General features: G+C 49.5%; 21 protein-coding genes. 10 read left to right on the top strand and 11 right to left on the bottom strand.

What is annotated here, in order from left to right; all coding sequences use genetic code 11:
• The first annotated feature begins 3 nt into the window (after positions 1-3).
• Positions 4-1,251 carry a TolC family protein gene (locus BFC18_RS19730; protein WP_070127362.1) on the top strand — a complete coding sequence of 416 codons (1,248 nt, stop codon included), beginning with the start codon at positions 4-6 and terminating at the stop codon, positions 1,249-1,251.
• A gap of 22 nt (positions 1,252-1,273) precedes the next feature.
• Here the strand turns inward: BFC18_RS19730 and BFC18_RS19725 are convergent, their stop codons facing one another.
• Positions 1,274-3,793 carry a glycoside hydrolase family 3 protein gene (locus BFC18_RS19725; RefSeq protein ID WP_070127360.1) on the bottom strand — a complete coding sequence of 840 codons (2,520 nt, stop codon included), beginning with the start codon at positions 3,791-3,793 and terminating at the stop codon, positions 1,274-1,276.
• A gap of 286 nt (positions 3,794-4,079) precedes the next feature.
• Between BFC18_RS19725 and BFC18_RS19720 the strand changes: the two genes are divergently transcribed.
• Together BFC18_RS19720 and BFC18_RS19715 are read left to right on the top strand one after the other, a co-directional pair.
• Positions 4,080-5,081, top strand: coding sequence for a LacI family DNA-binding transcriptional regulator (locus tag BFC18_RS19720; RefSeq protein ID WP_070127358.1), 1,002 nt, complete (start codon positions 4,080-4,082; stop codon positions 5,079-5,081).
• Positions 5,068-6,639: a sugar porter family MFS transporter gene (locus BFC18_RS19715; protein WP_070127357.1), complete on the top strand. Its 1,572-nt coding sequence runs from the start codon at positions 5,068-5,070 to the stop codon at positions 6,637-6,639. The genes BFC18_RS19720 and BFC18_RS19715 overlap by 14 nt, the downstream gene beginning before the upstream one ends.
• Before the next feature lie 5 nt (positions 6,640-6,644).
• On the opposite strand, the gene BFC18_RS19710 is transcribed toward BFC18_RS19715, so the two are convergent.
• The 5 genes from BFC18_RS19710 to BFC18_RS19690 all read right to left on the bottom strand — a co-directional run bounded on the left by BFC18_RS19710 (position 6,645) and on the right by BFC18_RS19690 (position 12,509).
• The gene (locus BFC18_RS19710) at positions 6,645-7,550 is read right to left on the bottom strand and encodes a hydroxymethylglutaryl-CoA lyase (RefSeq protein WP_070127355.1); all 906 of its coding nucleotides are present in this window, start codon (positions 7,548-7,550) and stop codon (positions 6,645-6,647) included.
• 7 nt (positions 7,551-7,557) lie between these two features.
• Positions 7,558-8,844 (bottom strand): CitMHS family transporter, encoded by a 1,287-nt coding sequence (locus BFC18_RS19705; RefSeq protein WP_070127354.1) that lies wholly within the window; start codon positions 8,842-8,844, stop codon positions 7,558-7,560.
• Between the two features lie 9 nt (positions 8,845-8,853).
• The gene (locus tag BFC18_RS19700) at positions 8,854-10,137 is read right to left on the bottom strand and encodes a serine hydrolase domain-containing protein (protein ID WP_070127353.1); all 1,284 of its coding nucleotides are present in this window, start codon (positions 10,135-10,137) and stop codon (positions 8,854-8,856) included.
• On the bottom strand, positions 10,134-11,342 hold the full coding sequence (locus BFC18_RS19695; RefSeq protein ID WP_070127352.1) for a CaiB/BaiF CoA transferase family protein: 1,209 nt from the start codon (positions 11,340-11,342) through the stop codon (positions 10,134-10,136). Before BFC18_RS19695 ends, BFC18_RS19700 begins: the two co-directional genes overlap by 4 nt.
• A 165-nt stretch (positions 11,343-11,507) precedes the next feature.
• Positions 11,508-12,509, bottom strand: coding sequence for an amidohydrolase family protein (locus BFC18_RS19690; protein WP_070127350.1), 1,002 nt, complete (start codon positions 12,507-12,509; stop codon positions 11,508-11,510).
• 154 nt (positions 12,510-12,663) lie between these two features.
• Between BFC18_RS19690 and BFC18_RS19685 the strand changes: the two genes are divergently transcribed.
• The 3 genes from BFC18_RS19685 (at position 12,664) to BFC18_RS19675 (ending at position 15,219) form a co-directional block, all read left to right on the top strand.
• Positions 12,664-13,545 carry a LysR family transcriptional regulator gene (locus tag BFC18_RS19685; protein ID WP_070127349.1) on the top strand — a complete coding sequence of 294 codons (882 nt, stop codon included), beginning with the start codon at positions 12,664-12,666 and terminating at the stop codon, positions 13,543-13,545.
• 580 nt (positions 13,546-14,125) lie between these two features.
• Positions 14,126-14,944 (top strand): hypothetical protein, encoded by an 819-nt coding sequence (locus tag BFC18_RS19680; protein ID WP_211481053.1) that lies wholly within the window; start codon positions 14,126-14,128, stop codon positions 14,942-14,944.
• A 56-nt stretch (positions 14,945-15,000) separates the two neighbouring features.
• The gene (locus BFC18_RS19675; RefSeq protein ID WP_070127344.1) at positions 15,001-15,219 is read left to right on the top strand and encodes a hypothetical protein; all 219 of its coding nucleotides are present in this window, start codon (positions 15,001-15,003) and stop codon (positions 15,217-15,219) included.
• 164 nt (positions 15,220-15,383) lie between these two features.
• Here the strand turns inward: BFC18_RS19675 and BFC18_RS19670 are convergent, their stop codons facing one another.
• Genes BFC18_RS19670 through BFC18_RS19660 form a run of 3 tightly spaced genes read right to left on the bottom strand, consistent with a single transcriptional unit; the run spans position 15,384 to position 19,395 of the window.
• Complete coding sequence (locus tag BFC18_RS19670; RefSeq protein ID WP_070127342.1) at positions 15,384-16,694, bottom strand: c-type cytochrome; 1,311 nt, start codon at positions 16,692-16,694, stop codon at positions 15,384-15,386.
• A 14-nt stretch (positions 16,695-16,708) separates the two neighbouring features.
• Positions 16,709-18,937 (bottom strand): xanthine dehydrogenase family protein molybdopterin-binding subunit, encoded by a 2,229-nt coding sequence (locus tag BFC18_RS19665; protein ID WP_070127340.1) that lies wholly within the window; start codon positions 18,935-18,937, stop codon positions 16,709-16,711.
• Positions 18,937-19,395, bottom strand: a complete 459-nt coding sequence (locus BFC18_RS19660) for a (2Fe-2S)-binding protein (protein WP_070127338.1) — start codon at positions 19,393-19,395, stop codon at positions 18,937-18,939. The genes BFC18_RS19665 and BFC18_RS19660 overlap by 1 nt, the downstream gene beginning before the upstream one ends.
• A gap of 398 nt (positions 19,396-19,793) precedes the next feature.
• Here BFC18_RS19660 and BFC18_RS19655 point away from each other — a divergent pair, with 398 nt between their 5' ends.
• The 3 genes from BFC18_RS19655 (at position 19,794) to BFC18_RS19645 (ending at position 21,559) form a co-directional block, all read left to right on the top strand.
• The gene (locus BFC18_RS19655) at positions 19,794-20,258 is read left to right on the top strand and encodes a (R)-mandelonitrile lyase (RefSeq protein ID WP_070127336.1); all 465 of its coding nucleotides are present in this window, start codon (positions 19,794-19,796) and stop codon (positions 20,256-20,258) included.
• A gap of 9 nt (positions 20,259-20,267) precedes the next feature.
• A complete protein-coding gene (locus BFC18_RS19650) occupies positions 20,268-21,062 on the top strand; it encodes a carboxymuconolactone decarboxylase family protein (protein ID WP_083273197.1) in 795 nt (264 codons plus the stop codon).
• A gap of 62 nt (positions 21,063-21,124) precedes the next feature.
• Positions 21,125-21,559: a (R)-mandelonitrile lyase gene (locus tag BFC18_RS19645; protein ID WP_070127335.1), complete on the top strand. Its 435-nt coding sequence runs from the start codon at positions 21,125-21,127 to the stop codon at positions 21,557-21,559.
• Positions 21,560-21,677: 118 nt separating this feature from the next.
• Here BFC18_RS19645 and BFC18_RS19640 read toward each other — a convergent pair whose 3' ends face one another.
• A complete protein-coding gene (locus tag BFC18_RS19640) occupies positions 21,678-22,631 on the bottom strand; it encodes a helix-turn-helix domain-containing protein (RefSeq protein WP_211481052.1) in 954 nt (317 codons plus the stop codon).
• Positions 22,632-22,735: 104 nt separating this feature from the next.
• Here BFC18_RS19640 and BFC18_RS19635 point away from each other — a divergent pair, with 104 nt between their 5' ends.
• Positions 22,736-23,134 (top strand): rhodanese-like domain-containing protein, encoded by a 399-nt coding sequence (locus BFC18_RS19635; protein ID WP_070127333.1) that lies wholly within the window; start codon positions 22,736-22,738, stop codon positions 23,132-23,134.
• A 33-nt stretch (positions 23,135-23,167) separates the two neighbouring features.
• Here the strand turns inward: BFC18_RS19635 and nadS are convergent, their stop codons facing one another.
• A complete protein-coding gene (gene nadS / locus BFC18_RS19630; protein ID WP_070127331.1) occupies positions 23,168-23,455 on the bottom strand; it encodes a NadS family protein in 288 nt (95 codons plus the stop codon).
• Positions 23,456-23,628 lie beyond the last annotated feature (173 nt).

Below are 23,628 nucleotides of genomic sequence, written 5' to 3'. Positions count from 1 at the left end.
ATTATGAATAGCGCCATTGTCGAAGTTTGGGTCTGCCGCACTTTGATATTCTTTACCCTTGCTGCATTAAGCTTACAAGCTAATGCTGATACAACATGGCTGCAGGGGATTGCTAAGCAACTAAATGCTCATCCAAAAATTATCGCCGCCGAAGAGACTGTCCGGCAACATAAGGCGCTTGTCGATGGCAACAGCAAGGCGGTTTATAACCCGTCTCTTTCCGCCGATTATTCAAGAGAGGGAAGCTACAATAACTATATTATTGGTCTTTCTCAGACAATAGATTTACACGATAAACGCGCAAATCTGAAACAAGAAGCATTGTTAAATTTAATCGTGGCAGAAAAGCAACTGGCAGCACTCCGGCAAACGATGTTTGCCCAAATTCTTTCCGGATTCATCACTCTCAAAAAGGTCGAAAGCAGTCTGAAACTTGCTGATGAGGAGCTTGAAAGACTGCAAAGACTGGCCGAAAGAATACGAAGCCAGCGGAGGTCAGGAGAAGAAACAAGGACTGGTGAAGATTTGAGTATTCTGAATCAGGTCCGGCAGTTGTCAATGGTTGCTCTGGCTAAGCAAGCTAAGATTGAAGCGCAATTGTCGTTATCTGTTTTGTTACCCGATTGGCAGGGTACCTATGAAAAAATGCCGCAAGACATCTGGCAAGATGTCGATAATTTACTGGTATCAGCGCCGCTAACTGATAGCCAGAATAATCCGGATGTCCGTATTGCCAAAGCACAATGGCTACTCAGTAAACAAGGCATTCTGGTTTCAGAAAGTGCTGCCGGTCAGGACCCCACAATCGGCATAAGCACCGGGAAGAATGGTGGTGCTACTGTCTATGGATTAAATTTTGCTATGCCTTTGGCTGTGAGAAATGATTATTCCGCAAATGTGCGGGCTGCTGTAAGTACTAGTATTGGTATGGAGGCACTGTATAAAGATGCAATATTAAGAGCTCGTGAAGCAGTTATAGCGGCCTCTAAAAACACAGCGGTTTACAAAGCGGCATTGAAAGAATGGCAGAGCCTGACCTATGAGCGGGAAAAACGTCTAGCAGAAGATTTGAAAATCTTGCTGGAAGGAGGCGATATAACTCTCACTGAGTATATCACCTCTCTTGAACAGCGAGCTGCTGCTCTCCAGGCGGGAATCGACATTGAAGCCGAATACCATCTTCAACTGGTAAACTGGCTTGCCATTTCAGGTCTCACAGAAAGCATGCAGAATAACTACACGTTCCCGTAGGTGCGATTCTCTGCTATCAAAGTTACTCACATGCCAGCACCCTTGATTGCTCTGGTGTTTGTTGAATAAACATATCTGCGAGACTCAAACTTCCGCTACCTGATGTGTGCAGGGCGAAGGCAGTTGTCAGTGTGTTTCTGTCAGGGGAGGCGAAACATTTAAGGGGCAATGCCATTGATTGCCAAGTGTCAGCTTCAAAGCCCGACAGCGCCGGTGCGATATTGACGCCGGACGGGCAGGCTTCATCGCCGTCTTGCTGTTCAGAACACAAGGTAACGAAAACGTCATCTGAAAAAGGCTGCGAGACATTGGCACTGAAAACCAGCGCAGGGTTTTCCGTCTGCGCATCCGATGCGACTAATTCAGCTTTTTCAGTGCGCGTGAAAGCAATACCGGCCGGCGCCTTTCCATCGAAGGTGACGGTGATCGCATCTTCCTGTACCACTTTGTCGCTGGTGCGGTAAGCAATGCTGCCAAAAGATTCAGCGCTAGCGGTAACAGTTTTGTGTTTATTGCCGGAGGTAAGCTGTAATGACCATGGTGCGCGAACGCCGCCCTGTAAAATGGCAACAGATTCTGCAGATTGTTGCTTCAGGCTTTCGTCTTTTTCGTTCAGGTTATCAGGCAATACGTTTTTATCGCCGTACGTTAAACCAAAACCATAAGGCAGCAGAGGCGTGTAGTCTTCATCGCCGATATTCACAATTTGTGAGCCGGAAGCAGGCCACGAAAAGGGTAGGGTGCCGTTAAAATCCTGCAGACCGAATAACACATCCGCCACAGCTGCGCCCTCTGAGCCCGGTAACCAGGCGGCGACAAACGCATCGGAGGCATTAAGTTCTGGGTTGACCCACATCGGGCGGCCGCTAATAAAGACTGAAACCACCGGAATTCCGTCGCTTTGCAGTTGCTTTAACAACGCTAAATCTGTTTTGCCCTCAGGTTGGTAAACCAGTGTGTCGCGATCGCCAACACCTTCTGCATAAGGTTCCTCGCCAAATACGACAATAGCCACATCCGGTTTTTCGGTGTAACTGCCGTCTGCCGATAAACTTACTTCACCGCCGGCGGCGTCGACCTGTGCGGCGATACCGTGGTAAATGGAGCTACCGCCGGGGAAGTCGTCGTTAGTATTGTTGGTACCTTGCCAGGTAATGGTCCAGCCGCCGGATTGTTTGCCGATATTGTCTGCACCGTCACCGGCAACCAGGATCTTACTGCTCGCGCTCAGTGGTAGCAGGTTGTGCTTATTCTTCAGCAACACCAGTGATTCACGCACAGCCTGACGTGCCACTTCCCGGTGTGCTTCGCTGCCAATGAGTGACTTGTTACCTGAAAGCGGCCGTGCCGCCGGACTTGGTTTATCAAATAAGCCCGCACGAACTTTAACCCGCAGGATACGGCGCACGGCATCGTCTAACCGAGCGGCGTTAACGGTGCCATCTTTTACCTGTGCCAGGGTGTTTTCATACAGGGCTTTCCAGTCGGAAGGTACCATGTAAATATCGAGGCCAGCGTTAATCGCCTGGGCACAGTTATTGTTGGTGCATCCTGCGATCTGACCGTGACCGTTCCAGTCGCCCACCACAAAGCCATCGAAACCCATGCGATTTTTAAGCACATCGGTGAGCAGGTACTGGTGGCCATGAAGCTTTTTGCCGTGCCAGCTGTTAAACGACGCCATCACCGATTGCGCGCCAACGGTAAGGCCACCCACGTAGCCCTGAGCGTGAATATCAAACAGGGCTTGTTCAGTAGCGATGTTGTCGCCTTGGTCGTCGCCCTGTACTGTGCCGCCATCGCCAACAAAGTGTTTTACGGTGCTGATCACTCGCTCGTCACCCAGGAAATCATCGGCATCAGCATGGCCTTGCAGCCCTTTTACCACCGCCGCCGCGTAGGCCTTAACGATGTCAGGATTTTCCGAATAACTCTCATAGGTTCGGCCCCAGCGATCGTCACGTACTACGGCGACGGTTGGCGCAAATACCCAATCGATGCCCGTGGCCATGACTTCCTGCGCGGTGATATTCGCTATTTTTTCCATTAACGCCGGGTTGTTTGCTGCACCCAAACCAATGTTGTGGGGAAACAGCGTGGCACCGACTACATTATTGTGGCCGTGCACCGCATCTGTTCCCCACATGGTTGGAATCGTTGAGCCATCCAGGCTGTCATCAACAGACGCCTGATACATGGCCTCTGCTAAATTAATCCATTCTTCTGGCGTGGCATGTTTGTTATCGCCGGGGAAGGAGCCACCGCCATTGAGGTAAGAACCGAAACCATAATGGCGCATGTCCTCTACCGTAACACTGCGGATTTCTGGCTGAATAATTTGCGCCACTTTTTGTTCAACGGTCATCGATGCCAAAATGCTGGCAACTCGCCTTTCTACAGCAGGGTCTTGCTTCACAGCAATTTCAAGCGTTGGCCATAACGTTGCGGCTTCTGATTGATCATTAGCGGTTGTTTCAGGAGATTGCGCGCAACCTGATAGCAGCGCGCTGGCAATCAGAGCGGAAAGTAGATTCTTACCCATGGGTGTCCTTTCAATTAAGATTTGAAAGCGCTTACATTCCAGTTTACATTTCGTTTGAAAGCGCTTACATTTTTTAACATGATAATTACATGAAGTGTGAACGAGTTCAATAGCCTTTGTTTTAGCAGCCGTAAACGGGTGGTGAACAGTCACCAATTAACATAGCATTCCGCTCTCGTTGCGGTGGAGTGTGAAACACTGGTTCGAAAAGGCTTTTCTCGGTACATTACTGTTAAAATATAATCAACAAAACAAAACCACTTACATAAGAAGCAATTAGACAATTATGGCTACCATCTACGAAGTCTCTGAAGCGGCCGGCGTGTCGCTGGCAACGGTTTCCCGGGTAATGAACGGGAATGCCAGGGTGAGTGAGCGTACGCGTCAGAAGGTGTTGGATGCCATGGATGCGCTGGGATATCGACCAAACGCGATTGCGCAGTCTCTGGCCTCAAATCGCACGAACAGTATTGGTTTACTGGTTTCGGAGCTGCATGGCTCGTACTTTGGTGAGTTGATGAGCACCATTGAACTCATTCTTAAAAAGCACGGCAAACACGTGATCATAACGGCAGGGCACGTGGAAGAACACAGAGAGACAGAAGCGATAGACTTCCTGACCAGTCGCCGTTGTGATGCCCTTATTCTGCACGCAGAAGCAGTATCGGATGATTATCTGACGAAACTCGGCAAGAGTGGGGTGCCGGTAGCGGTTGTGAACCGTAAAGTGGAAGGCATGGAAGATCAGTGTTTTGTTGCAGACAACGAAAACGGCGGCTACCTGGCCACCAAAGCTGCTATCGACAACGGGCACAAAAAAATTGGCTACATCAGCGGTCCGCTGTTTAAGCAGGACGCCACCGAACGATTAAATGGTCATGTTCGGGCATTGAACGATGCGGGTATCGACAACGAGCCCACGTTGCTTTTTGAGGGCGACTATCATGAGTCCTCCGGCCAAGAAGGCTTCGGTAAGTTATTCAGCGACAATGCAGATCTTTCAGTGTTGGTGTGCGCAAACGATGAAATGGCATCAGGTGCCATGACAGCTGCCCGGGAAGCGGGCCTGAATATTCCAGACGATCTCTCCGTCATTGGTTTTGATAATGTGTTGTTCTCACGTTATTTGCACCCTAAGCTCACCACCATCAATAACCCGGTACATTCCATGGGAGAAATGGCGGCAGCCTGGATCCTGGAAAATGTTTACGACATTAAATCTCCTGAGCCCATTGTTCATGTATTCGAACCTGAACTCGTAGAGCGGGACTCGCTTGGGCCGCTTTAGTCCGTTTAGTCGGGTCTCCCCCACGCTGCGACATACGCTGGTTGTTGCCATTGGCGGATTCATTTTTGGCTTCGACGCCAGCGTTATCTCCGGGGCCATTGGATTCATCGATACCGAGTTTGGTCTGAGTGCATGGCAACAGGGGTTGGTGGTGAGTTCACCCACCCTGGGAGCGTTGTTCGCCATGTGCTGCGCCGGTGCGGTGAGTGATGTGATAGGGCGGCGAAAAATGCTCATATTCATCGCCGCACTGTATTTCATGTCGTCGTTAACGTCTGCCATGTCGGTAAACTACACCATGCTGGTTTGCGCCCGCTTTGTCGGCGGCATGGCGTTCTGCTGCTTACTCATCGCGCCCATGTACATTGCTGAAATCAGCGCTCCCTTCCACCGGGGAAGAATGATTTCTGTTAATCAGCTGAATATCGTGCTTGGTTTTGCCGTGTCTTACTTCAGCAATTTCATGTTTTTACAACTCAGTAGCAGTGAAGCTCAGTGGGTTCACCAGTTAGGCATTAATGACCATGCGTGGCGTTTCATGGTGGGCATGGAGGTGATACCGGCGGCGCTGTGGTTTACGCTATTGTTCACAGTACCACGAAGCCCTCGTTGGCTGATGCTAAATAATCGTCATGATGAAGCTCGTCAGGTCGTTCATTCGCTGTTCGACAGCGAACAGGCTGAAAAGCAGCTCGCCGCTATCGGCGATTCATTGGAGCAGAAGAGTTGGCAATGGCGGGAACGGCTGGGGTTCCTGCTGACACCGAAAATGCGCTTTCCTTTACTTATCGGGCTTATTCTTGGCGTTGCGCAGCAAATTACCGGAATCAATGTCATTTTTTTCTATGCGCCCACCATATTTGAACATAGCGGCGTGGGCACCGATGCAGCCTTTATGCAGGCCATTTTTATTGGTCTGGTGAACATCATTTTTACCGTAGTCGCCATGGTGACCATTGATCGCTGGGGTCGAAAACCGCTGCTGATCACTGGCTTGTGCGGCGTGATCCTGAGTATGTCGGTGTGCGCGTATGGCTTCCAGCAGGCAACATACAAGCTGGACAGTGTGGAGGTAGCTGAAATTTCCCTTGGCTCAGCTGAACTGCAGTCGGCGTTAACACCACTGGAAGGCATTGCATTTGATTCTGATGTTGAATTCAAGCATGCACTGCGTAGCGCGCTGGGGGATGAGTCGTATCACCAGTATCAGCGTACGCTTTTGAGTAAAGGCATCGACATGAATGCGCCGCTGGTGTTGTTTGGCATTATTGCCTTTGTCGCCTCGTACGCCATGTCACTGGGGCCGGTGATGTGGGCCATGCTCGCTGAAATATTTCCCAACCAGAGTCGGGCACTCGCTATCTCGCTGGTTGGCGTAGTGAATTCCCTTTCAAGCTTTATGGTGCAACTGTTGTTCCCCTGGGAGTTGATGTATTTGGGAGCGGCCCTGACATTCTCTTTATATGGCGCTTTTGCGTTTATTAGCCTGGTGTTGGTTATCAAAATATTCCCTGAAACCCGGGGGCGGACATTAGAGCAAATCGGGCAAGGTCTTTAGTGGTGTTAGGGTTCTCGCTTGCTGAGTAGAGCCAGCCCAACTTTAGAAGCCGTTTGTCTGCCGAGTTGCTGGCTTATCCACTGGCCCGTTTCGCACAGTTTTAACAGGTCGGTGCCATGAACGAAGCCTTCTCTGTCGAGCAGATACACCAAATCTTCGGTAGCTACATTGCCGGTGGCACCTTTTGCATAGGGACAGCCGCCAATGCCGCCTACCGAACCATCAAAGGTGCGTACGCCAGCTTCCAGCGACGCATAAATATTGGCGACTGCCTGGCCGTAGGTATCGTGTAGGTGCATGGCGATGTTTGCTAATGGCATTTCGTTACTCAGGGTTTTTAGTAATGCTTTGGTTCGCCCCGCTGTACCGGTGCCGATGGTATCGCCCAGGGCCACTTCATGGCAGCCCATCGCAAACAGTTTCTGCGTAACATCGATTACCTGTTTAGTAGGGATCTCGCCGTCATATGGGCAACCAAGAATACATGACACGTATCCTCTGACAGGTACACCCGCTTCCAATGCAGCTTGCGTTACTTCCTCAAATCTACGCAGACTGGTGTCAATATCACAATTCAGGTTTTTCTGTGAAAATCCTTCCGATGCCGAGGCGAAAATAGCCACTTCATCTGCATCGGCATCTATCGCCTGATTGAATCCCCGCAGGTTAGGCGTTAATGCCGAATAAATCACACCGGGTTTTCTTTTTAGTTGCGAGTATACGTCAGATGAATTAGCCATTTGCGGTACGCGGTCAGCGCGAACAAAGCTGCCCGATTCAATAAACTGAAGCCCACAGTCTGCGAGGCGTTCAATCAGGTTCACTTTTGTTTCCAGTGGAACTGGCTGGCGCTCACTTTGCAGGCCGTCTCTGGCCGCCATCTCTACAATTTTAATCGCGTTGTCGTTCATGAAATTCCTAAGCGGGGATGAGACCCAATATCAGGGCTACTGCTGTCATAAAAAAAGAAATACAGGCCAGCAGCGGCAGGGTGTAGCGTTGGTGATCAGCCAGGCTGATATTGGTTAGCCCAATAAGTAGAAAGGTAGCCGGTGTTAACGGACTAACTGGAAAGCCTGTTGTCATTTGCCCGAGTAAGGCTGCGTGCGCCACGCTGGTGGCGGGCAGTCCCGAGTCAACGGCAATGCCTGAAAGTACTGGCATGATGCCGAAGTAAAAGGAATCCGGGTCAAACAGCAGGCTTAAGGGCATGGAAGACAGTGCAACTACCAACGGGATATTCTGCGCCAGAGCACCAGGTAGAAGTTCGCTACCACTTGTGGCCATGGCGTCGAGCATGCCGGAGTGTTTCAGAATGCCGGTAAAACAGCCCGCGGCGAACAAAATACTGACCATCATAAATACCGGTGCGGCATGTTTCTCAATCGACGTTTTTTGCGCATCCTGCGACGTTGAATTCAGTAAAAGCGCAATAATGGCACCGCCCAGAAAAGCAATCACTGGCGGAACGATACCGGTAATCATACAGCCGATAACTGCAACGATAAGGCAAATATTCAGCAGCCAGCGAAGATCTGTCGTGTGAGGCAGTAAAGTTGTGGCTGAGGTAGGTTCAGGTTGCGTCGCGTTACCTGTGTGGGATACGCGTTCACGCACGCCCATCCAAAAGGCAATGACCACCACAAAGATAAAACCGCTCAAGTGGACCGGGAATAACGGGGCGTACAGTTCCATTACCGGAATATCAAGGGCGGCCGCTGCACGAATGGTGGGGCCTCCCCAGGGCAGCATATTGTTCACACCCGCAGACATCGCAACCAGGGCGGCAAGTTTCCGGCGACGAATTTGCATCGCATCGAAAACCGGTAACACCGCCGGGATCACAATCAGAAAGGTACTGGCACCAGAACCATCCAGATGCACAAGGGCAGTGATAAGCACAACGCCAACAAACAATTTGCGCGGATCATTCGCGCACAATTTAAGTACGGCATTTATGAAGGGCGCAAACACATAATTGTCATTCATGATACCGAAGAACAAAATGGCGAACATAAACATCACCGCTACCGGCGCGATGCTGGTGATCCCTTTTACCAGAAATTCAGGGATTTGCTGCCCAAGTCCTGCAAACATTGCCCCAATTATTGGTAAAACTATCAGGGCCACCAAAGGAGAGAGCCGTTTGCTGACGATGGTCAGCAAAACGGTCAGAATGGTGAGCAGTCCGATGAGAGCCAGCATATAAGCTTGCTACTTTGCCACAGAGGTGGCGTCAACCAGGTACTGCCTGAACGGTACCTGGTTGGCAAAAGGCGGCGGTGTGATTACCTGGGTCATGAATACCACAAGGCTTTGGGTTTCAGGATCGACCCAGAATATCGTATTTCCAGAACCTGCCCAGCCAAAGGTGCCGTCGGGCATATACGCCTCAGCCTCAGTGGCTTCTGAGCCAATGGCAAAACCGTATCCGAATTCAATAGGTGAGTCATTGCCGAAATCCCTGATGGCAATGCTGGGAGCCAACAGGGCGCTGACAGAGGCTTCAGACAGAAAACGATGCTGATTATACGTGCCTTTATTGGCAAGCATGGAGGCAAACTTTATGTAGTCTTCTGCGGTGCCTGCCAATGCGCCACCACCATCGAGTAACCGCTGTGGATCTTTGTAATCGGTGTTGTCTGCCGTCTCGATCACGTTAAGACCATTTTCTGTCATCAGGTAGTTGGTGACAAAACGGTTGAGATCGTCGCCGGTGACGAAAAACGATGTGCTTGTCATTCCCAGTGGCTTAAAGAGGTTTTTCTCCAGCCAGTTGTCCAGCCGCTCCCCACTTACGGCCTCCACTACTTTTCCAAGCAGTGTGGTGGAATAACTGTAATCGAAGGTTTCACCCGGGTGATGCAACAACGGCGCGCCAGCCAGTCGTTCTGCAAGCTGAGTAAGATTTTTTGCCGGCGCGCCATCGGTAGGTAATGCGCCCACCGGCGTGTCTCGTTTAACACCGTACTTTCTATAATATTGATGAACGGGGGTAGTACCGGTGAAGTGGTAGGTTATGCCTGATTTGTGTGCCAACAGATCGCTAATAGTGATGGGGCGTTTGGCCGGTTCCGTGACCATATCTTCCAGCCCGCCTGAAACATAAACCTGCATGTTGCTGAATGCAGGTAGATAGTTAGCCACCGGATCCGATACCGATAACTTTCCCTGTTCCTGCAGCATCATAATTGCCACGCTGGTAATTGGCTTTGACATGGAATACAAGCGGAACAGGGTGTCTTCTGCCATCGGTGTTTTGCTGGCAATATCCTGATACCCATTGACATGGTGATACACAATTTTGTTGTGCTCTATCACTGTGGTGATGGTGCCGGGCACAGTCCCTGACTCAACCAGTGCGTCGAGGCGTTGTGTCAGCGTGTCAAAACGGGAAGGGGCTTCGTCGGATTGCTGAGCGCAACCGATCACACAAACCAGTGTAAGTAGTCCTAACAGACCTGAACGTCGTGCAGGCAAACGAAAGCGGATTTTCATTTCGCAGTCCTTGTTGTTGCGAAGATAACTTCTTTGTTAATGAGATCCTGAATGTCATTTTCAGAGAAGCCGATTTCAGTAAGGATCGATGCAGAATGCTGGCCAAGAACCGGGGGCGGGAGGTCGTCCTGTTGACTGTCTCCGTTCACATAAAAGGCCTTGCCGGGCTGGCGCAATCGTCCTTCCGTAGGGTGTTCATACTCAGTAAAGAACTGCTGAGAAGTAAGATGCGGATCGTCCAATAAGCTATCAATATCGTTTACTCGTGCAAAAGGAACATCGATAGCAGTGAGTGCCGTGCACCATTCTGACGTTGACCGTGACGGTGTAGCCTCACTGACAATTTTATACAGCGTGCCCACATTCTCACTGCGCTTTACCGGATCGCAAACAATGTCTACTTCGGTTAAATCGTCCCGGCCAATTAAACTGAAAAACTGCTGCCAGTGTCGGGTACTGTAAGGCAGAATACTGATGTATCCGTCGGCAGTAGGAAAGGGCTTCCTGTAGGGCGAATTCAGTCTTTCATAGCCGGTACCACCCAATGAGGGAACAAAGGATTCTCCGGCCAGCTGCTCGGTCATTAAAAATGACACCATACCTTCAAACATGGGGGTTTCAATGCAGGTGCCTTCATCATGCTTAAGTCGGTGAACTAACCCCGCCAGAATCGACATGGCCAGGTTCATTCCGCCCACTTTGTCGCAGATAATCGTCGGGATAAATCGGGGCTGGCCATCCTGACTGCGGTTCAGGTATGCGATGCCACTTTCTGCCTGAATAATGTCGTCGTAAGCGGGTTTGTGTGCATACTCGCCGTTTTGACCGTAGCCAGGGGCAAAGCAATAAACAACCTTGCTGTTGATTGCTTTTACCGAGTCATAATCAATGCCTAATCTGCCTGCTGTTGAAGAACGCATGTTGTGAACAACCACGTCGCATTCCGCTATCAGTTTTCTAAGCACAGACTGGCCTTCGTCGCTTTTTAAATCGACAGCGATGGCGCGTTTATTCCGGTTACAATTAATGAACCCGGCACCCATATCGTCGGAGCGCCCCGGTCTGACCGTTCTGAATAAATCACCATTCAGGTTTTCGACCTTTATGACATCAGCACCAAAGTCACCAATGAATTGTGTTGCGTAGGGCCCAAGGACAATGGTGGTAAGGTCCAGAACCTTAATCCCTTTCAGAAGTGAAAACATACTGCTACTCCAGAATTTACAACTAAAATCATAGTGTGATGGCTACTTAGTTTGAGTCTTTCCTGTACTATGCTTTCACTGGAGTCATCAGGCAAATCAATAAATTATATAAATTGATAAGCAAAATGTATAAATCGATCTGCCCGCCTCAGTGCGTTAAAACGTTTATTTAAAATCTTCAGCGTTCAGGTTGAAGAATCGCACCGCGTTATTAAACAAGATGTCCCGCTTTTGTTTTTCAGTGAGATAGTCAGCGTCTTTTATCACATTGATAGAGGTTTCCATCAGCCCCGGCCAGACGAGTAAATCCGTGCCGTACAATACGCGACGTCCGAATCCTGCGGAGACCATACGCTCTATATACCGATTCACTTCAGATAACGGATAGCTCCAGATCATCCCGGCAATATCAACATACACGTAGGCATGCGCGCCCATCAGTGCGATCATTTCATCCGCCATCGGGTAACCCGCGTGCATCACCCAGATCTTTAACTTCGGGTGTCTGGCCAGTAGATCTTCCAGTAAAAACGGATTGCCGAGAGAGGCACGGTAGTCGGGCGAGGTGATATTCGCCATGCCGTTACCACCAGTGCCCATATGAATCGCAACGGGGATCTTAAGTTCTTCAGCAATAGCAAAGTAAGGAGCTAGACTCATATCCGACGGCGACATCCCACGGTATTGTGGCGCGACTTCTCCAACCACTTTGTAAAAACCGCTTTCTAAGGCTTCTCGGAAATCTTCAGGTGACATATCGCCAGTAAGACTTAACGCCATGCCTAACGACGGAATAACCCTGTTCGGCGCGGCTTCGTGCATGGCTCTAAGCACGGTGTCGTCGCCGCTGGCTACCATTGTTACGTTCAGACGTTTTGCTTCACTTATCGCCTGCTCAATGTAATCTTCCGTTGAGCTTGCTGCCACTAACGGCTCTTCACATTGAGTATTCATAAATGACGGCGGGGGAAGGTGGGGATCGCCGCCCGGCATATCGGTGAGAAACCACGGACACATAGGGCCTGCTTTTCCATTCACTTGCATGGCATGAACGTGCACATCAATGACAGGTTCTGGTTTGCTTTGTACCGTTAACGACGTTGAGGCAAGCCCGAAAAACAGAGCGAGACTCGGAATAAGGGCACGAGGGGAAGTTTGGATATTCATAAACGTTTCCTTGTTGTGGATCATCACTCTCAGCTTAACCTTATTGTGATTTGATGTTTACATTTTATTCATACTATGATTTTCTATAATCCATAACTCCAATAAATTAATCGTATAAATCTATAGGTTAATTCAATTAATCTGGTGTGGACTCGTGGTCAATATTAAACATCTCAAAGCCTTTCTGGCGGTTGCTACCGAGCTACACTTTACCCGTGCTGCTGAGCGAGTCTGTTTAACGCAACCTGCGCTAAGTACGCTTATTCAACAGTTGGAGCAGGAATTTGGAATTCAGCTCGTGAGGCGACACACCCGTCAGGTTGAGCTGACACCTGCCGGTGCGGAATTCAAAGAGACTGCCGAAAAGCTGGTGGGTGATTTCGAGCAGGCCCTTTACGATGTAAAAACGTATAAGTCGGTCAAGCGGGGCAGACTCGACATTGCCGTGCTTCCATCAGTGTGTTCATCGCTAATGCCCAAAGTGCTTAAACAATTCAATGTTCAGTATCCGGATATCAAACTCAATGTAATGGACTGCGCCGGATATGAAATTATTGAAGCGCTAAATGAGAAGCGTATTGATTTTGGCATTTGCTATGCGCAGTCAGATAAAGAAATAGAAGCCACTACGCTGATTAAAGATTCTATGGTGGTGGTATGCCCGGCCCATCACGCACTCGCCACCAAATCATCTGTGATGTGGAAACACCTGGCGAATCAGGCAGTAATAGCCATGGATAAAGGCACCACTATTCGCACCATCATAGATAGCACGGCGCTGTCATTAGACATGAAACTCGACATCGTGCTTGAACCTAAACAGATGACGTCGGCACTCGCTTATGTACAAAACGAAATTGGTGTTGCTATCCTGCCAAGTTCAGGCGTTCCCGATAAATTGCCTGATTCATTGAAGGCAATTGCACTTATAAATCCCAGTGTTGAGAGAAATATTTCTATTCTTCGCCGTCGTGGTATTGCACTATCGCCAGCGGCGAGTGCCATGCGACAGTTGTTGCTTGATGCGGTGGGGTAGGAAGGTCGTAAATGCAATTATAGTCCCCTGATACTGGACCAGAAGGCAGTTGTTCCGGCTGTGATTCCAATAGAAACTAAGTTTGTTATCTAAGTTGGATAACATTAACTTACACGAGGAATGAATATGGAAATTCTAAAAGTTAATCCTCTGTCCACTGACCAATATCGACAGATGTCACGCGCATGAAATATGAAAGCCTGAGTGAACTGAGCCGAGACCTGTTTTCGTTGGTATCTGCAGCGCTTATTATCAGTTGCTTTCTCAGGCCATCGTGGTTTGTCGAATACGAGGCAGTCAGAATCATAATTCTGGTGGGAGCCGGTTTATTACCGCTATTTCACTTCTATCGGAAATTGAAACTGTCGCTGTCAAATACGTAAGCGCACGTTTGAGTGCGCTTTTGCAATCAAATTACTCCTTCCCATAGTTGCAGCAGGTCGAAAAGTATCTTACAAGTTTCAGATTACTCTCCCTGTAAACTCTACAAAAATCATGCGAATTTTTCTGACCATCTGGATGATATAAGACTACGAAATCACTATAAGTAACTGAATTTTATGGAAGGTATTGGCCTTGCATGAGTTTAAGCGTTCTCGAAAGACATATCAATCTGGAGGTCATTATGATGAACATGAATAAAACACTTGCTGCTGTAATGGTTACAACAACACTGGCGACAGTATCTGGCGCTGCTGCGGCAAAGCAAATCAATTCTCAAGCTGAAGCAATGCAGCACTCCGCAACCGAGATGAAACAAGATGAAATGTCATACGTGGATGAGCGTATGAAGAAAGCAAAGATGCAGGCGCAGGATTCCACTACGATGACGCAAGTCAGCACCGAGCCTCGCACCTGGATAACCCTTACCGGTGAAGTGGTTGATGTAGATTCCAAATTCTTCACTCTTGATTATGGTGAGGGCACCATTTTCGTAGAGCTTAATAATACCGATCTCGATGCGCAAGCGTATGAGCAACTCGAAGGTAAAGATGTAATGGTGACGGCACAACTTGACGACAGTCTGTTTTCCGACGAGCGTATCAAAGCACAAAGTGTTTTCGTTGACGAGATGGAAACCACATACCTTGCTGATGATGTAGACCAACACGCAGCAGACATGTACCTAAGCGCTGCAAGTGCTTTGGATGTGGATGATGAAGAAATGGTACTTGTTGGTACCGTAAAATCTATTGGTAAAAAAGCGCTACAGTTAGAAGTGGGTGATTCAACACTTACGGTAGAGCTGGATGATTTAGACGAACTACCGCCGCTGGATGAAGACGGTAAACTTTCATTGATGAAAGGCGAACGTGTTCGTGTGACCGGCGAGATGGAAGAAGAGTTTTTCAATACCTTTACCGTGGAAGCTGAAGGTTTGATGAAGATGAAAAGCTAATATTTGATTCCATATTCCAGCCCTCCAATGAGGGCTTTTTTTCTGAGGAAGCTATTATGTCAACACAAAGCAGTCAGAGTGCAGAATCCCGTTCTATCGCCAATATGGAGGGGCTTCAATCGGCCATTGCGAATAACGAAGTGGATCGGGTTAAGCAACTTCTTGCCGGGCAAACATTGGATGAACTGCAGAAAAGCTATCTTATTGACATCGCCGAACTGAATGGCGACCCAAAGATGCTGAAAATTCTCAAAGATGCACCAGCTAAGCCGTAATTAAGTCTGATAATGAAGAGAGCCTGACAATTGAGCAAGTATTAAGTCTTAAAAATAAAAGCCAGCATCTGATATCAGTGCTGGCTTTTTCTCTGTGGTTTATCGCTTCTATGGTTCAGGCCATGCTAAAGGTAAATTATCTGTCGGAACGGGATACGAAAGAATTACTCTCCCTGAGCCCGGGTTTCAGCGACATCTTCTGCGGTAACAATACCGTCTTTACCACCGAAGTGAGACACCACGTAGTTTGCTAATGCGGCTACGTCACTGTCTGAATAAATACTGCCAAAGCCAGGCATGTACTCATGCCGTTCACCGATGCTGATAGACGTACCATTCAGAATTACCTGAGTGACTGCCAGCGCTTCGCTGTCGTTGGCGGCACTGCTGCCTTTTAATGACGCATACTTTGTTTGACGCCCCTGACCATCCCATTGGTGGCAGCCCGCACAATCGCCTTCAAACAACATTTTACCCCGTTGCTGTGATGACGTTGAGTTAGGCAGTACGGCAGTGGCGTTTTTCAGCGAGTCAGGACTCGTATTTACCGCGGTTTCACTGCCACCCAGGCTGGGATCGACGGCGCGCAGATAAGCCATAAGTGCATCAATATCGCTGTCCGTCATATATTGCAAACTTAGCTCAACCACTTCTGCCATTGGGCCAGACGCTGAGCTTCTGCCCGGTGCATGACCTGTAGTAAGATAGCTGCGAAGCTGCTCGTCACTCCAGTCGCCAATACCGTAAGTACCGTCAGAGGTGGTGTTGAACGCTTTCCAGCCCTGCACTTTTGTGCCCGCCATATACTCCCGGGATTTGGTGGCGTAACCAATATTTCTCGGTGTATGACACTCTCCACAGTGAGCAAGGGCAGAGGCCAGATATGCACCACGATTCCATTCGTCACTTTTCTCTTCATCTGCTTCATAACGATGATTTTCGAAGAAAACTGCGTTCCATAACGCCATGCCCCAGCGTTGATTAAACGGGAAGATTAAATCGCTTTCCGGGGTGGGCTTGTTCACCGGCTCTACGGACATCAGATACGCTTTAATATCCAGCACATCCTGCGTACTCAGTTGACTGTACTTGGTATACGGCATAGCTGGGTATTCGTGGCCTTTTGAACCAATACCGTCGCGAACGGCGGCGATAAAGGCTTCATCAGACATGTTTCCGATACCGGTTTCCGGATCTGGCGTCAGGTTGGTGGCGTAGATCGTTCCGAACGGTAATTTAAACGGACGTCCACCCGACAACATCTTGCCTTCAACGGGAGAGTGGCAGGCAAAGCAATCCGCCGCACGGGTGAGATATTCGCCCCGGGTCATGGTATCTGGCATATCGTGAGGAATGCCCGCAATAGGCGAAACCGGGTCGTCGCCCTGAGGCGCCACTTTTGTCCAGATCACCATACCGCCAAGCACAACGGCCACGACCACACCAATGAGCAGGATCCATTTTAATACTTTCATTCTTAATCCTTCTCTTAAGCCTGAACGTGTGCGCCAAGGGGCATACGACGAATAAATTTACCGGTAATCGCACTGATGGCGTTCAGCACGGCAGGTACTGTGGGAGGAACACCAGGTTCGCCAATACCGGTTGGCGGATTAGAAGAATCAACCATAAAGGTTTCCACGGCAGGCGCTTCGTTGATGCGTAATGCAGGGTAATTGTTGAAGTTGGTCTGCTGAACCACGCCGCCTTTTAGCGTAATTTGCTGACGCAGGAAGGACATGCCAAAGCCAACGCCACCTTCTACCTGACTGGCAATGTTCACCGGGTTAATTACCTGACCACAATCTACAGCACAGTAAACCTTATCTACTTTATAGGTGTTGTCTGCCCGCACGGTCACTTCAGCAACCTGAGCGACCACGGTGCCGAAAGATTCCCGGATAGCGATGCCCCGGGCGCGACGCTCGCCATTCTTGCCCTGCGGTAACGGACTGTTCCAGTTAGCCTTTTCCGCCACCAAATCCAGTACTTTCAGGAAGCGGGGATGTTCGGCTAATAATGCCCGACGGTACTGGTAAGGGTCTTTTCCACTAAATGCGGCGATTTCATCAATCAACACTTCACCCACCAATGCCGTGTGGGTATGGCCTACCGAACGCAGCCAGGATACCGGGATATCGCCTTGATAAAGATGTTGTTCTACCAGCATATTGTCGATGGCGTAGGGAAGTTCATGGGTACCTTCCATCAAACCGCTATCTACCTGATCTTCCGGTGTGGGAAAGAAGCTTTGCCCTACCACGCGCCAGCGCCAGGAAGCCACAGAACCATCGGCATTAAGTACGATACGGTTGTTGTGTACGGTCATTGGCCGGTAAAACAGGCCACCCACATCTTCCTCACGCATCCACACCAGTTTCACTGGTCCGGTAACACCGTTTTGTTTTGCTATTTTCGCAATGCGGGTCGCTTCAATGATGTAATCCGACATGGGGCAGGCGCGGCGGCCAAAACTACCACCGGCATACAGCTGTGTCACGGTCACTTTTTCTGGCGCTAATCCTAACTCTTTCGCCATAGCTGCCTGATCGGCGGTGTGCCATTGCTCGCCATTCCATAAATGGGCACCGTCATCGGTAATTTCCACTAAGGCATTCATCGGTTCCATAGGCGAGTGGGCCAGATAGGGCAACTCGAATACGGCTTCAATCACTTTGCCCCCGTCGGGTGCCTCTTCAACCTGTTGACCTTTATTGCCGACTTCAAGGCCGCGGGTCGCTGCCAACTTTTTGTATTCTGTGAACAGCGCTTCAGAATCTTCCCGGCTGCCCGTGCTCTCATCCCAGGTGATAGTAAGGGCATCCCGGCCTTTCTTCGCAATCCAGGTATTTTTAGCCAGTACCGCAACACCACCCTGGATAATGTTGTCGCCAGGGATCGCCAGTACCGCTTCCACACCCGGAATTTTCATTGCGGCGGTTTTGTCCACGCTGGCCACTTTGGCAAACTTACGGGGAGGGTGGGCAATAACGGCCACCAACATACCCGGCAATTTTATGTCCTGGGTAAAAATAGCTTTGCCGTTTACCTTGTCGGGGATATCCACCCGCATCATGCCATCGGCTTTGCCAACGCGGGTGTAAGTTGATTTGTCTTTCAGTGATATCTGATCGTCTGCAGGGAGTGGCAGCGCAGAAGCACTATCAATAAATTCGCCGTAACTTCCTTGCTTCCCAGATGTGTGAGAAACAATACCGTCTTTCACCTGAAGTTCTGTTACCGGCACTTTCCAGGTATTTGCGGCGGCCTGAAGTAACATTGCACGGGCAGAAGCTGCGGCTTTACGCATGGTTGTCCACGCGCCAGCCATGGCTGTACTGCCGCCGGTACCCTGGACTTTAAATCCACCGGCAGCCAGTACCGGGTTCATGTATTTTTCTGCATCTGCCGGAGAGCCGACAACCTTTAGTTGTTCTGGCGTTATATCCAGCTCTTCCGCCGCCAGGGTTGCCAGCCCGGTAAAGGTACCCTGACCCATTTCCAGATAGCTGGAAATCACGGTTACAAAGCCGTCTTTGTCGATGCGGATAAAGGCATTAGGCACAAACTCACCTGCTTGCAGGCTACCTTCTGCGGCAACAGCAATGCGGCCACCAAAGCCAACGGCCAGCGTTAGCGCGCCCAGTCCTCCAAGAAACTGACGACGATTGAGGCGAAAACCTTCAGATGATTCAGTAAGAGAATGTTTAATCGACATTATTTGATCTCCCGAGCTGCACGATGAATAGCCTGACGGATCCGCGGGTAAGCCGCGCAACGACAGATATTCCCGCTCATGGCGGCATCGATATCTTCATCCGTAGGGGAGGGCTTTTCTTTCAGCAGCGCGATGGCTGACATCACCTGGCCAGACTGACAATAGCCACACTGTGGGGCCTGTTCCTCAATCCATGCTGCTTGCACCGCCGCGCCGATACGATCCTCTTCGGCGGCTTCGATAGTACTGATGCTTGCACCGTCTACCGAGCGCATAGGCGTCATGCAGGAACGGGCAGGGCGACCGTCAATGTGCACAGTACAGGCACCGCACAGTGCCATACCACAACCGAACTTGGTGCCGGTCATGTCTTTTTCGTCACGCAGATACCAGAGCAACGGCATTTCCGCGTCGCCTTCAAAAGTTTGAGGCTGACCATTTATGGTGAGTTTAATCATGTTTTTTCCCTGAGAAGAGAGCCTGTTCGAACAACTTCAGTTGAAGGCAGTAATTTGAATGTAGGAGAGATGAGTCACGATTGGCGTTGTGGTGACACGCCCGGTAGCCATAGGTGTTGATGGCCGGGTTAATCATCCAACTCTCCAGTTGATTACGTTACTGCCTGTAAACTGAAAAGGTAAGCCACAATCCTGTGAAATTCTTGCCTGAAACTCCGAGAGTTGAGAGCAGAAAGGAAAAGAGCTTGTAGTGAAAAATACTGCTGGTTAGGTGAAAAAGATTAATGAACTTCGCTCATAACAGCATTGCACTACAACGGGAAAACTTCGCCATCCATTTCACGTAACCTCTAGTACGCGTTTTCTCAAATACGTTTAAATGGAAGGTAACTGAAAATATGCGATTTACCGTAAAATTACTTAGCGTGACATTACTCCTTTCTGCATGTGGCTTCGCTGCAGCGCAATCTATGGAGATCACAAAAAACGGCACTCAAAAAGCCATCACCGGTGCAGAAAAAATCTTCACTGGCACCAGTATCGTTAACCCGTATTTCAGTAGTAAGGAAAATGGTGTTTCTGCCGCCAGCGTTACCTTTGCGCCTGCTTCACGTTCAAATTGGCACACCCATCCTAAAGGCCAGTATCTGGTGGTAACTGCAGGCAGCGGTTATGTTCAGGAGTGGGGCCAGCCTAAACAAACCATTAAATCCGGTGATGTCGTCTGGACGCCACCAGGCGTAAAGCACTGGCATGGCGCGGCCGAGAGCACTACGTTGACGCATATTGCCGTGCAAATGTTTGAAGATGGCAAAAACGTTGAGTGGATGGAAAAAGTAACTGACGAACAGTACAGCAAGTAAGGAGCTTGAATGACTTTAACTGCTCTGAAACGTGCTCCCCAGCTTGCGACACAGACCGCCCTCGCGGCGCTTTTTTCATTCTCATTTTATGCAACAGGACAAACTACAGTGACACAGTCTAATTATGCAGAAACCGTTGCGCCTCAGGTACAACGAAACCTTGATAATGTCATCGACAACGATTTATGGAAACGTAAAGCACTGTCTTCCCGAGACCGCAGCATTGTTACCCTTTCCGGTTTGATTGCCCGTGGCCAGCTTGATGCGATGCCAGAGATTGTAGGCAAGGCGCTGGACAGTGATGTGTCTCCTGATGAAATTGCTGAAATTGTAAATCACCTCGCGTTTTATACCGGCTTTGCTAACGCAAAATCGGCCATTGCTTCCATCGGACCTGTTTATGCGGCTCGCGATATTAAAGCGCAGCAGTTACCGTCTTCTGAACTGGAATTACTGCCACTGAATGAAGAGCAGGAAAAACAGCGTGCGAATTACGTCGGCAGCACTTTCGGTGACGTCTCGCCGGGTACTGTCCAGTACACTACCGATGCGCTGTTCCGTGACTTATGGCTACGCCCGGGTCTTGAGCCCCGCGACCGCAGTCTGGCAACCGTTGCTGCGCTGGTAGCGACGGGTCAGGTTGAGCAGGTTAACTTCCATTTGAATAAAGCCATGGACAATGGTCTGACCCAAGAAGAAGCCGGTGAAGTGCTGACCACGTTAGCGTTTTACAGCGGCTGGCCGAAAGCGTTTTCAGCACTCCCTGTGTTCAAAGAAATCTTTGAGAAACGCAACGAGAAGTAATTTATCTGTCCGCCCGACAAGGGACTGCCTGACGGTCGTAAGCAACATAAAGGTTAGTAACCATGAGCGAAGAGCTAAAAAATAAAGATTTTAAAATAGTACGTGCCAGCGAATTCGAAGCCATAGATGGAGGCAATAAAACCTTTACCGGACGTGTGCATCTATCAGGTTTATTTTCTGCACCAGAGCCATCGAAGGTGGGCGTTGGTATCGTTAATTTTGATGTGGGCGCACGCAGTCACTGGCATACGCATCCATTAGGGCAAATCCTTGTGGTCACTCGCGGTGTGGGTTGGCACCAATGCGAAGGTGGCCCAAAACACGAGATCCGTGAAGGTGACATCATCTGGTGTAACTGCGGTCGTCGTCATTGGCACGGGGCTACTGACAAAACATCCATGCAGCACATTGCTATTAACGAAAATAAAGATGGCAACGTTGTAGATTGGATGGAACCTGTGACCGATGAACAGTTTCTGGAAACTCCGGTCACTTAGGTCTACGCTTAGGCAATTAATTCAGAACGTGTAGCTCCCTGTGACAAGTAAAAGTTTACACGTATAAACTGAAAAGTAAGTAAAAGCCCGGTTCGCTGTGAAGCGTGACCGGGCTTTTTTATTTAAAGTTCATCCGTCCGAACTGCTCCCGATAAACGCTCGGTGAAACAGACAAATATTTCTTAAAGTTAATTCGCAACGAGGTGCTGTTCTCATAGCCTGCTTTAAGGGCAATCTGTTCGATGTTCAAATTTGAGTTTTCCAGCAACTCCTGAGCTATTTCCAGTCTGCGCTGAGTCAGCCACACTTGCGGGGTCTGGTTGAAAATCTTTTTGAAATGGCGGTCGAAGGTGCGCCGGGTCATATTCGCCTTTGTGGCAATATCTTCAACGGTGAGTTCATGGCTCAGGTTTTTCACCGCCCATTCCAGACTTTTCGATAAACCCGAAGCCCCCACCGATGAAGGCTTTTCAACAAACTGAGACTGTCCACCACTTCGGTGAGCCGGTAACACCAGCCTGCGAGCCACCACGTTGGCAGCGGCGTGACCGAAATCCTGTCTTATTACTTCTATGCCTAAATCAATACCGGCCGCGCTGCCCGCCGAACAACCCACCTGACCATCGTAGTGATACAGCATGTCATCACGAAACGCGATGTGCCCGAAGCGTTGCCGGAAAACATCCGCATAGCGCCAATGGGTTATGGCAGTGCGTCCGTCGAGTAGCCCTGCGGCTGCCAACAGAAATGAGCCGGAACAGAAACTGATGGTGCGGCCGCCGCGCTCGTGGTGTTGCCGGACCGCCTGCAGAAGCTTCTCCGGCACCTGTTCTATGGATGTCGGGAAGCTGGGCACGATCAGCAAATCGCAGTCTGGGAGGGTATCTACCTGACGGCAGTGTAACTGACTGTCTGCCAGCCCTTCGTACTGCGTCGCCGAAAGCGACACTGTGGTGGTGTCGTACCATCTGTCGAATTCATCACGGCGCAGGGCGAACAGCTCAGTGGCGCAGGCATATTCAAACAATGACAGGCTTTCGGTGAGCAGAATGACTACACGGATGTTGTTCACGAAGATTTGTCCAAAAAATTACGGTGTATGTCTATTTAGACAATAACGCTGTTTTTTGAATCGCGCAATAATGATCTCCGAACCATCACACAAGGAGATTTATCATGCATTCAAATGTTGTCAGACCAAAACCCGCCCCAAGCGAAGAAGCACTGCGTCACTTTCAGGATTTGCTGCGATTTGAAACCGACTGCTGGGACGTGCACTATGCCATGAGTAACGACCTGCATGACTTTGTGTTACTGGATGTTCGCGGAATTGAGGTGGCAAAGAGAGGTTACATCAAAGGCGCGGTATTTATGCCTCATGCCACCATTAATGAAGCAGCCCTGGCTGAATATCCTGACGATACCTGCTTTGTGGTGTATTGTGCTGGTCCACACTGTAACGCCACGGAAAAAGCCGCTATCCGTCTGGCCCGTCTAGGCAGGCCGGTGAAGAAAATGATTGGCGGCGTGACCGGCTGGCTGGATGAAGGGTTTGAACTTGAGTGTGATGAATAGAGTGGTGAGGTGATTGGGAAAGTAACCACAATTTTACTGTGATGCCAGCGCCGAATAGATTGCTGGATCTGCCTGAATGGCGGCAAGGACTTTCGCTGCCAGACCCGCAGGGTTTCTTCTCCGGCTTTCCCAGCTCTTTACCGTATCGATGCTCACGCCCATGGTTTTGGCAAATTCGGCTTGGGTCACTTTCAGGAGCTGCTTACGAATAGCCTTTACATCTGCGACTTCGTATCGGGTTGAGCGTGTGGCCTGCATCTTTCCCTGATGAATATCAACAGCTTCTTCAAGAGAGGTTTCAAGTTCACTGAAAAGGGTCATGGTGTTCACCTTTGTAGGGTTGGGCGATCAACTGTTCCTGTAATTGTCGAAGTTCGTCGTCAGTAGCTATTGCTTTAATCTGTCGGGTAAAAACAGAAGTTTCAATAAATTCTATCGCATGGTTCATATATCACTTCCTGTGAATGAACTTGTTGTACATAGTACACCTTCTG

The sequence above is a fragment of the Alteromonas confluentis genome (assembly GCF_001757105.1).
Classification (GTDB): Bacteria; Pseudomonadota; Gammaproteobacteria; order Enterobacterales; family Alteromonadaceae; genus Alteromonas; species Alteromonas confluentis.
This window is presented reverse-complemented; position numbering and strand designations above follow the sequence as displayed.